The sequence below is a fragment of the Hydrogenovibrio sp. genome, assembly GCF_049975065.1.
In the GTDB taxonomy this organism is placed as follows: Bacteria; Pseudomonadota; Gammaproteobacteria; order Thiomicrospirales; family Thiomicrospiraceae; genus Hydrogenovibrio.
The window spans coordinates 1-9,939 of the sequence record NZ_JBNGDN010000075.1; the positions used below are offsets into that span (position 1 = coordinate 1).

Genomic DNA, 9,939 nt, shown 5'->3' on the forward strand with positions numbered 1-9,939 from the left:
TGAAAACAAGGTTCTGCGCAATTTCAGCACAAATTCATGAAATATTCGGGTTAAGTTGCACCTAAGATGACCTTAATGTTGCCCTATGACTACCTTATGACTACCTTATGATAACCCCCAAGCCAGTTTTACCGAGCCATTTTTTATGTGATCGCAAGGCACGGGGATAACGGTGCATTCGGGCTAGTTTTCCGGTTTCGGTTCACCGACCATGATGGTGAGCATTTTATCCGGATGAATGTGCTTTCGCCAAGCTTTCAAGACATCTTCCTTGGTCAACTCAGACACTTTCTGCGGAAACCGTTCCAGATAATCCAACGGCAAATCGTAGAAACCAATCATGGAAATGTAACCGGCGATTTTGGCATTGCTGTCAATGCGCAATGGAAAGCCGCCCACTAGATTACGCTTAATAGCATCCAGATGGGTATCCGAAAAGTCCGCCATAAAGCCTTCCAGTGTCTGCCGAACCACCTTGTCGGCCTCCATTGCTGAGGCATTTTTGGTCGATAGTTGAATCTGGAAAGGCCCTGGTACCCGCATAGGATAGAAACCACTGGAGACGCCGTAAACCAGTCCGCGTTCCTCACGCACCTCTTCCATTAATAAGGAACCGAAGCCACTGCCACCGAACAGGTGATTGCCCAGAAACAGGGCATAGTAATCCGGGTCACCTCGCTTAACGCCCAACTGCGCCAAGGTGTAGTAGGTTTGCGTGGAGCCAAATTGAATGGTATCGAACTGCGCCCGTTGCAACGGCTGCGGCTCGGGAATCGGTGCAGGTTGTTTACCGGTCGGCAAATTGCGAACCAAGGTTTCCGCCATCTGTTCCGCCGCCGTTCGATCCACCGCTCCGACAATGGTCACTTGCGCATTGGCGGCCACATAATACTGCTTGTAGAACCCTTTGATGTCGTCGGTCGTCAAGGCGTCAACCGTTTGAGTTGTGCCTTCCACTGGGTGCGCATAAGGATGGTCACCGTAAAGCTGCGACCAGAGCGCATCTCTGAGCATGGCTTGCGGCTGCACCGTCTTTTGTTTCAACCCAGTCATTAAACGGGCTTTTTCCCGCGACAAGGTTTCGGTGCGAAATACCGGCTGGGTCAAAACCTCGGCAAACAGTGCCAGCGCAGGTGACAGGATGGACGCGCGCGTCAAGCTGCGCATTTGCAGACTGGCCGCATCACGTCCGGCATCAGCGCCTATTTGCACGCCAAGATCGTTAAAGGCTTCTGAAATCTGGTTTTCATCTTTAGAAGGCGTCGCTGTGGCCATCATGCCAGCGGTAAAGGAAGCCAAGCCCCACTTCTCGCCGTCACGCGCGGAACCGGCATCAAAACGCACTTCAACATCCACCATCGGCAATTCCGGGGCATGGACGTACATCACCTTACTGCCTTTGGAAGTCTGCCAGGTTTCAATGGTGACTTTTGCCCAGGCCTGGCCAAAAAAGAGCGTGGTGCAGGCGAACACCAGCACCGTAAATTGCTTAAACGTCATCACTATCGAATTCCTCCGTGCATTTCCGGCATGGTTTGGGGGGTCGCCGTTTCGCCGTTTGGCAGGAGACTGGCGACGGTCACTTTATCCCGGGTCAGATATTTTTGCGCCACCGCTTGAACCGATTGCGGCGTGACCTTTCGCAAGCTCTCAACCCAATGGTCATAGGTTTCAATCGGCAGACCGACACTGACCAAGGATCCTAAAATCATGGCTTGCGCCTGAATGGAATCCTGATGAAAAACGTACTGCGCTTCGGATTGCGCCAGAACACGTTCCAGCTCCTGCTGGGAAATCGGTTGCTGCTGCAGTTGCTCGATTTGCGACCACAAAGCGGCTTCCGCCTCGTCTAAGGTTTTGCCCTCGGAAGGCGTAATATTCAGGGTGAACAAGCTTTCCAGACGACTGGTTTCATCGTAACCGGCACCGGCTGAAACGGCGACTTTGGAACCACGCACCAATTCGCGCGGCAGACGCGCACTGTCCGACCCGGCCAACACCGAACTCAATACCGACAGGGCATAGACCTCACTGTCATTGTCCGTGGTCACCAAAGACGGCACATGAAACCCCATGACTAGGCTGGGGGATTTGGTGGCGCCTTTTAACTGAATGCGACGTTCGCCTTCTTGAGCAATTTCAAGACGCGGTTTGGGCGGGGTAATGGTTTCCGGCGTGTGAACACCGTAATATTGCTTGGCCCACTGGTACACCTGCTGAGGATCCACATCCCCCACCACCACGAGAGTGGCATTATTCGGTGCATACCATTGTTGATACCAGCTTCGTAAATCGTCCACCGTATAAGCACGAATATCACTGATCCAGCCGATGACCGGATGGTGCTTGCCACTGTTGACATAGGCGGTGGCACGAAACAACTCGTACAACTTGGAACTGGGCTGGTCTTCAACGCGCCAGCGACGTTCTTCCGTCACCACGTCGCGTTCCTTCTGAAATTCCGCCTCGTCAATCACCAGATTGCGCATCCGGTCGGATTCCAGCGCCATCACTTTTTCCAGATTCTGTTGCCCGACCACTTGATAATAGGCGGTATAGTCGCTGGAGGTAAAGGCATTATCCTCCCCGCCAAGTTCGGAAACTCGCTTTGAAAACTCGCCTGGAGGCAGGGTTTTCGTGCCTTTGAACATCATGTGTTCCAGCATGTGCGACAGACCGGTAATGCCGCCGTATTCATAAGTGGCACCGACACGATACCACACCTGCTGCACCGCCACTGGCGCACGGTGATCGACCTTCACCAGCACCTGCATACCATTGTCCAATTCAAATCGTGACACACTGGCGTTCGCCTGTGTGCCCAGCAGAAAAAGCGTGGCCACCAGACCAAGGGTCAAGCCGCTTCTCAAGCAACCTGTCAGCCGACTTTTCAACCCCGTTTTCAACCCAGTTTTCAACATTGGGAATCTCCTAAAATCATCAAAATTTGCTTTATAATAACGCAAATTACAAACTCAAGCATTAATGAAACTTTAACCCGGGTGTTTTTTCAAGACACACTAAGATAATTCATCCACAATTCAGACGTCATTTTTTGAAACGGGCGGGTTAATACACAGGAAGCGACATGTTCAGTTTTTTAAAACGCAAAAAGAAAGACTCGCAAACCGACAAGGCCAGCGAAGCTCAAGACGCAATGCAACCGGCGGAAGAAACGGTTTCTTCCGACCACCCACCCGAAGCCCTTTCCGACAAAGCGATTGAAACCGAAACCCCTGTCTCGCCGCAAGACACCTTGATTGAAAATGCACACGAACACGAACCGGACATTGCGCCGCCTGACGAAGCCAAGCATGAAACCCCACTTGAAGCCTCGCACGAACCCCCACCAGAGAAAGAAGCCGAAACGCCCGCTGAAGTCATTACCGCCACGGCCGACATCGGCTCGACGGAAGACCAAACGGTAACGGAATCGGAACCAATGGCTGAACCAGTTGTTGAATCAGGCGCTGAAACAACACCAGAAATAAACAACGAAGCCCCAGCTGAAACACAGAGCAAAACCGCCAGGCCTGGCTTTTTTACCCGTCTTAAAAACAGCCTGACCAAAACACGTCGCAATTTCACTGAAAGCTTGGCGGCACTGGTTCTGGGGCGTAAGGAAATTGACGCCGACCTGCTGGATGAGCTGGAGATGATCCTGCTGACATCGGATGTCGGCGTTGAAGCCACCGATAAAATCATCCACAACCTTACCGAACAGGTTTCCCGCAAAGAACTGCAAAACCCAGAGGCGTTGATTCAGGCGCTCAAATCGCAACTGGAATCGCTCTTGGAGCCGGTCTCTCACCCTCTGGTGATTCCAGACCGGACAGACAGAGATAATCGGCCTTTTGTGATCCTAATGGTCGGTGTCAACGGCGTCGGCAAGACCACCACCATTGGTAAATTAGCCAAAAAATTACAGAATGAAGGGAAATCGGTGATGTTGGCCGCTGGCGACACCTTCCGTGCCGCCGCAGTCGAACAGCTGCAAACCTGGGGAGAACGCAATCAGGTGCCCGTGATTGCTCAAAAAACTGGCGCGGACTCGGCCGCCGTGATCTTCGATGCCATTCAGTCCGCCACCGCCAAAAATGTGGACGTGCTGATTGCCGATACCGCCGGTCGCCTTCACACCCAGTCCAATCTGATGGAAGAACTGAAGAAGGTGGTGCGGGTTATGCAGAAGGTCAACCCGGAGGCACCGCATGAAGTGATGCTGGTGCTGGACGCTGGCACTGGACAGAATGCACTCAACCAGGCCGGGCAATTTCATGACGCCGTGAACCTGACCGGCTTGACCATCACCAAACTGGACGGCACCGCCAAAGGGGGCATTGTGTTTGCGCTGGCCGAACAACTGGGCATTCCGGTTCGATTTATCGGCGTCGGTGAAGCCATTGATGATTTGCGCCCTTTCAAATCGGATGAGTTCAGCGAAGCTTTGTTTGCACAAACGGATGGGTAATCAAGGTGAAACTACCGGAAACGGAAAACGCACATCATATCTTCGCCTTTAAAAAAGGCTACCGCTTGGCCATGGAAGGCAAGCCCAAAACACACATGCCCAGCAGCATTCGTCGTGACCCGATATTACGGCAATATTTTCAAATGGGCTGGGAACAACTTCAGGAAGACGCCAGCGGAAACGAAACCGAAGACTCTAAAACGCCGTTGCGAACACGATTTGCCTGGTATTTCATGATGCTGCTGGCGGGGATCGGAACCGCCGCTTTAATGATCAACCAGATAAACGAACGCCAATCCGAACAACAGCAACGCATCCAGCAAGGCCACACCGCAACGGCTGCAACCGCTCAATCAAACGATACTCTGCTGAACGATAAAACGACCAGGCCTGGCGATTCGCCCAAAAGCCCATCTCAGTCGCCGGATAAGATACCGACAGCAGGCAACCAGGAGGAAGCCGCACTCAGGCTGATCGAGCCGGAAGCCGCCAGCGCGTCACCAACCTCACCGCCGCCAACCGACACCACTCAAGCGCAAACGCCACCAAACAAACCGCTCAACCCGCCCGACCCAGCAACAAGCGAACAGGCATTATCTTTGCTAACAGCAGAAGCACGGCAAGACTTAACGGAAACCCTGACGGAAAAAACCAACGCAGCGGCGGCCACTTCGACTCAACAACAACCGATTGTGAATGACAGCCCGATTCAGATCAAAAGAGCGATTTTGGCCGAGAACATTGAGAAGATGGCGCCGGTTGGCTGGCTGGAAAACACGGTACCGAAATATGTGCGCAAAGTTTATTTTTACACCTTGGTAGAAGGTGCAGAGGGTAAAACACTCTACCACCGTTGGATATACCGCCAACAAATCATGGCCACCATCCCGTTAAACATCCGCAGTGCGTCTTTCCGAACCTGGTCAAGCAAGCGCATGAGCAGCGCCTGGACGGGCGATTGGCAAGTGGAGGTGCTGGACCCCGACCAAAACGTTATTTTTCGCCACACTTTTATTTACAGCAAACAGGATGAATCATGATAACCAGACTCTTTAAATTGACTGTAACCCTCTTCATCGCCAGCAGCTTGGTGGCCTGTTCTTCGAACCCACCCAAAGAAACCCACGATAATATCTGCCAGATTTTCGACCATGACCCGGACTGGGCGGAAGCCGCACGTGATTCCGCTAAACGTTGGGGCACGCCGGAATACATTCTGATGGCGTTTGTCCATCAGGAATCGCGTTTTACCCACGATGCACAACCACCTCGCGACTATGCGCTTGGGCTCATCCCGCTGCCGCGACGATCGTCGGCTTACGGTTATCCGCAGGCGCAAGATCCCGCTTGGTACGACTACCAAAAAGCCACGGGCAATTGGTCGGCCAAACGCACCAATGTCGATGACTCTTTGGATTTTATCGGCTGGTACAACTATCAGTCCTACAAGCGCAACGGCATTTCTCGACATGATCCTTACAATCTGTATTTAGCCTATCACGAAGGCCACGGCGGCTATTCACGGCGCACATTTGATCAAAAAAAGTGGTTGAAAAAAGTCGCCTATAAAGTCACCAAACGTGCCACGCTTTACAAAAAGCAATTACAGAACTGCAAACGCTACGCCGCAACACAAGGGACAAAACCCGCACAGAAATCCCCCACGGCACCAAAACGCAAACCAGGTTGCAATGCGCCTTGGCCTTACTGCTAGGGTCAGCATCCTAGCGGCTTGGCTTGGGTGCGTTTCAGAAATACGACCACGCCATAATTTCGAGCTGAGGCGCTAACCATTGATCGGTTTGGACAATTCACCAGGCCTGACATCGATGATAAAAACCCACATAATAAAAAAGCCGCTCAAAAGCGCGGCTTTAAAAGCGTATGAAACAGGGTTCAACCTTGATATTTTTCAAACACTAAAGACGCGTTGGTACCACCGAAACCAAAACTGTTGCTCATCATTCTGTTCAGACCCGCATTTTCGATCAGTTCACAGACAATCGGCATGCCTTCGCATTCCGAATCCAGATTGTCGATATTAATGGACGGCGCGATGAAATCGTGTTGCAACATTAACAGGCTATAAATAAACTCATGCACCCCCGCAGCGCCCAATGAGTGACCGGACATGGATTTGGTTGAGCTGATTTTGGGCACCTTGTCACCGAAGACATCACGAATCGCTGCGGCTTCCTTTGTATCCCCGACTGGCGTAGAAGTGCCATGTGGATTAATGTAATCCACCTCACCGTTCACAGTGGATAAGGCCAGTTGCATACAGCGCACCGCCCCTTCTCCAGAAGGGGCGACCATATCAAAGCCATCGGAATTAGCGCCATAGCCGGTAATTTCAGCATAAATCTTGGCACCGCGAGCCAGAGCATGCTCCAATTCTTCAACGACAACCATGCCACCGCCGCCAGCGATAACAAATCCATCACGATCTGCATCGTAGGCACGGGAGGCTTTTTCAGGCGCATCATTATACTTGGTGGACAAAGCCCCCATCGCATCGAATAAAACCGACATGGTCCAGTGTAACTCTTCACCGCCACCGGCAAACACAACATCCTGTTTGCCCAGCTGAATCTGCTCAACGGCCGTACCAATACAATGCGCCGAGGTTGAACAGGCCGAGCTGATGGAATAATTTATCCCCTGAATTTTGAAGGGGGTCGCCAGACAGGCCGAAACCGTGCTGCCCATAGTACGCGTTACCATGTAAGGTCCCACACGCTTGACGCCACGCTCTTTGGCGACGCTGACGGCCTCCGTCGCATTCGAATTCGACCCACCACCGGAACCCGCGACAAGACCGGTTCTAGGGTGTGAAACCTGTTCAGCGGTCAAACCGGAATCTTCGATCGCCTGTTGCATGGCGATGTACGAATAAGCGGCGGCATCCCCCATAAAACGAAGCTGTTTACGTTCTATATGCTCTTTAAAGTCCAGATTTTTGACAGCGCCATGCACACGGGATCTCAAACCATTTTCTTCATACTCAGGCGCATAGACAATCCCTGAACGCCCGTTTTTCAATGCGTTTGTGACTTCCTGCGGATTGTTTCCAAGACTGGACACAATACCGATACCTGTAATAACAACTCTTTTCATTTTAAAAACTATCCGTATTGGTAAACAAACCGACTTTTAAGTCTTCCGCTGAATAAATTTCTCTACCATCTACTCGTAAATGCGCGTTCGCAATCCCCATGTAAAGTTTGCGTTTGATCACACGCTTGATGTCGATCACATATTCGACATTCCGAGCCTTGGGAAGCACCTGTCCGTAAAATTTAACTTCTCCAGCACCCAGTGCACGCCCCCGTCCTGGCCCTCCCGTCCAACCTAAATAAAAACCGATCAACTGCCACATGGCATCCAAACCTAAGCATCCGGGCATAACAGGGTCGTTATTGAAGTGGCATTCGAAGAACCACAAATCTTCTGTGACATCTAGCTCAGCACGGATTTCACCTTTACCAAATGCACCGCCTTCCTCCGAGATGTGCGTAATCCGATCAAACATGAGCATAGGAGGTAAAGGAAGCTGCGCATTACCAGGGCCGAACAATTCACCGCGCCCACACGATAAAAGTTCTTCTTTATTGTAGCTAGACTGCTTTTCCATGAAGTTTCCATATTGAAAATTGTGGGGTCATTATAACAGCACCGAGAATTCCTTTACAATGCCATTACCGCATACAAAAAAGCCCGCTATTTCAGTGTGAAATGCGGGCTTCGAATATGGTGCCGACAGAGGGACTTGAACCCCCAACCTACTGATTACAAATCAGTTGCACTACCAATTGTGCTATGTCGGCTGAATGCGGCGTATTATAAGTTGTTAACAAAAGTTGTCAACTATTTTTTTAGACTCTCAATGACTTCAACCATGCCGAGCAAGGTTAAGTCTTCAATGTAATCAAAATCGCCATCCAGCATGGGCTGCAGTCGAACAAAATCGCCTCCCGTACCAACACACATAAACTGCAATCCCGTATCACTGGATAAATCCGCCAATAACGTATTAATATAAGCGGAAATCATATAGAGCGTTCCTGCGGCTATCCCCGTGGACGTATCGGTTGCCAGTAACGTGTCCGGCAGTCGGTTATCAAGCGCAACCCATTCAGGCTTTATGCCTGTAGACTCCAGCAGGCTTGACTTCATTGTTTCAAGGCCAGGAACGATAAAACCACCCATATGCTGCTGGTCAATCACAACGTCCACTGTAATGGCCGTGCCCGCATCGACAATAAAAGCGGACTGTTCTTGCTTCGAACAGGCTCCAATAATAGCCATCCACCGATCACTGCCAAACTTTTCAAAATCAGTATAACCACACTTAATACCACAACATTTTGGCTGCGTATTTAAAAAGGTTGGGTAACACTTAAAAAGTCTCTGTACCGAATGGGTGAACTCTGCTGACAGCATCGAGTCAACAACGGAACAGGCATACACAAATTCAACATCATGCGCGTCAATTTGAAAGGATTTGAGCAATTCAACAGTCGAATGCCCGTCATAGACAACCCCGCCCAAATATTCATAGGAGCCGTTATCTAAAACAGCCGCCTTTAACCGGCTGTTACCCAACTCAAAAAAAACTAACATAAATCATCTCTCGTAAACCTTTTTATGGAAATGGCACCGGAGTCGAAATAATTTAATTCGCCATCCACTTCAATCATTGCACGAGCCATAGCGTCCAGCCCCATATAACGACCCCTAACAAGGCATTGATTATTAATAACTGAAACCAATTCATTGGACTTGAAGTAATCAAAGCAACTCCAAGATCGCGCATCAAAACTCGGCACAACACCGTGACTGAACTGATCGAATAAATTTTGAGCAAATTGTACCAAAAACCTGTGTTTATCCAGGCCTGATATAAAGCTTGAACGAAACAGTTCGCAATGGATAGGAACCGTATTCACGCCCACACCAACGATCATATAGAGTGCATTCGTCTTGGCATCCTTTTGCAGCTCGATCAAAATGCCCGCCAGTTTACGACCGTTAAAATAGACATCATTAGGCCACTTAACCTCTAATAATTCGGCTTCACCGTGTGCCCGTGTTAAAGCATCACGCAAGAGTAAAGCAATTTGCGGCGAAATGTAAGGTTTATTCAACGGATTAAACCGCAATGGAACGGCAATTGAAAAAGCCAAACTCCCCTCTTCATGCACCCAATTTCGACCCTGCTGACCATAGCCGTCAGTTTGCAAGCGCGCTAACACCATGATCGGCGAATCGAGCATACCATCAGCGAGCCGCTTCTTGAGATACAGGTTAGTCGAATCGACCTTATCTAAATAGACGAACTGACACCTAGAAGCCAATTGCTTTCTGAGTAACGATTCATTAATGATCTGAGCGTCCACCTAGAAATCCATAAAATAACAATCGCGCAAAAAAAAACCCATCAAGAGATGGGTTTTTAGGAATAAAAG

The 9,939-nt window shown here is 50.2% G+C and carries 9 protein-coding genes and 1 tRNA gene; 3 read left to right on the forward strand and 7 right to left on the reverse strand.

Annotated elements, in window-relative coordinates:
• Positions 1-183: 183 nt before the first annotated feature.
• Entirely contained in the window at positions 184-1,500 is a 1,317-nt protein-coding gene (locus ACP5D0_RS08505) for a M16 family metallopeptidase (protein WP_472365278.1), read from the reverse strand.
• A 2-nt stretch (positions 1,501-1,502) separates the two neighbouring features.
• Positions 1,503-2,921: a M16 family metallopeptidase gene (locus tag ACP5D0_RS08510; RefSeq protein ID WP_472365279.1), complete on the reverse strand. Its 1,419-nt coding sequence runs from the start codon at positions 2,919-2,921 to the stop codon at positions 1,503-1,505.
• Between the two features lie 521 nt (positions 2,922-3,442).
• Between ACP5D0_RS08510 and ftsY the strand changes: the two genes are divergently transcribed.
• Genes ftsY through ACP5D0_RS08525 form a run of 3 tightly spaced genes read left to right on the forward strand, consistent with a single transcriptional unit; the run spans position 3,443 to position 6,185 of the window.
• Positions 3,443-4,471 (forward strand): signal recognition particle-docking protein FtsY, encoded by a 1,029-nt coding sequence (gene ftsY / locus ACP5D0_RS08515; protein ID WP_472365286.1) that lies wholly within the window; start codon positions 3,443-3,445, stop codon positions 4,469-4,471.
• 5 nt (positions 4,472-4,476) lie between these two features.
• On the forward strand, positions 4,477-5,511 hold the full coding sequence (locus ACP5D0_RS08520) for a DUF2914 domain-containing protein (RefSeq protein WP_472365280.1): 1,035 nt from the start codon (positions 4,477-4,479) through the stop codon (positions 5,509-5,511).
• The gene (locus ACP5D0_RS08525) at positions 5,508-6,185 is read left to right on the forward strand and encodes a transglycosylase SLT domain-containing protein (protein ID WP_472365281.1); all 678 of its coding nucleotides are present in this window, start codon (positions 5,508-5,510) and stop codon (positions 6,183-6,185) included. The genes ACP5D0_RS08520 and ACP5D0_RS08525 overlap by 4 nt, the downstream gene beginning before the upstream one ends.
• Before the next feature lie 182 nt (positions 6,186-6,367).
• Here ACP5D0_RS08525 and fabB read toward each other — a convergent pair whose 3' ends face one another.
• The 5 genes from fabB to ACP5D0_RS08550 form a co-directional block, all read right to left on the reverse strand.
• Entirely contained in the window at positions 6,368-7,588 is a 1,221-nt protein-coding gene (gene fabB / locus ACP5D0_RS08530; protein WP_472365282.1) for a beta-ketoacyl-ACP synthase I, read from the reverse strand.
• A 1-nt stretch (position 7,589) separates the two neighbouring features.
• Positions 7,590-8,105 carry a 3-hydroxyacyl-[acyl-carrier-protein] dehydratase FabA gene (fabA, locus tag ACP5D0_RS08535; RefSeq protein ID WP_472365283.1) on the reverse strand — a complete coding sequence of 172 codons (516 nt, stop codon included), beginning with the start codon at positions 8,103-8,105 and terminating at the stop codon, positions 7,590-7,592.
• A 117-nt stretch (positions 8,106-8,222) separates the two neighbouring features.
• Positions 8,223-8,298: transfer RNA gene (locus ACP5D0_RS08540), tRNA-Thr, on the reverse strand.
• A 40-nt stretch (positions 8,299-8,338) separates the two neighbouring features.
• A complete protein-coding gene (locus ACP5D0_RS08545) occupies positions 8,339-9,094 on the reverse strand; it encodes a type III pantothenate kinase (protein WP_472365284.1) in 756 nt (251 codons plus the stop codon).
• Entirely contained in the window at positions 9,088-9,870 is a 783-nt protein-coding gene (locus tag ACP5D0_RS08550; RefSeq protein ID WP_472365285.1) for a biotin--[acetyl-CoA-carboxylase] ligase, read from the reverse strand. The genes ACP5D0_RS08545 and ACP5D0_RS08550 overlap by 7 nt, the downstream gene beginning before the upstream one ends.
• Positions 9,871-9,939: the final 69 nt, after the last annotated feature.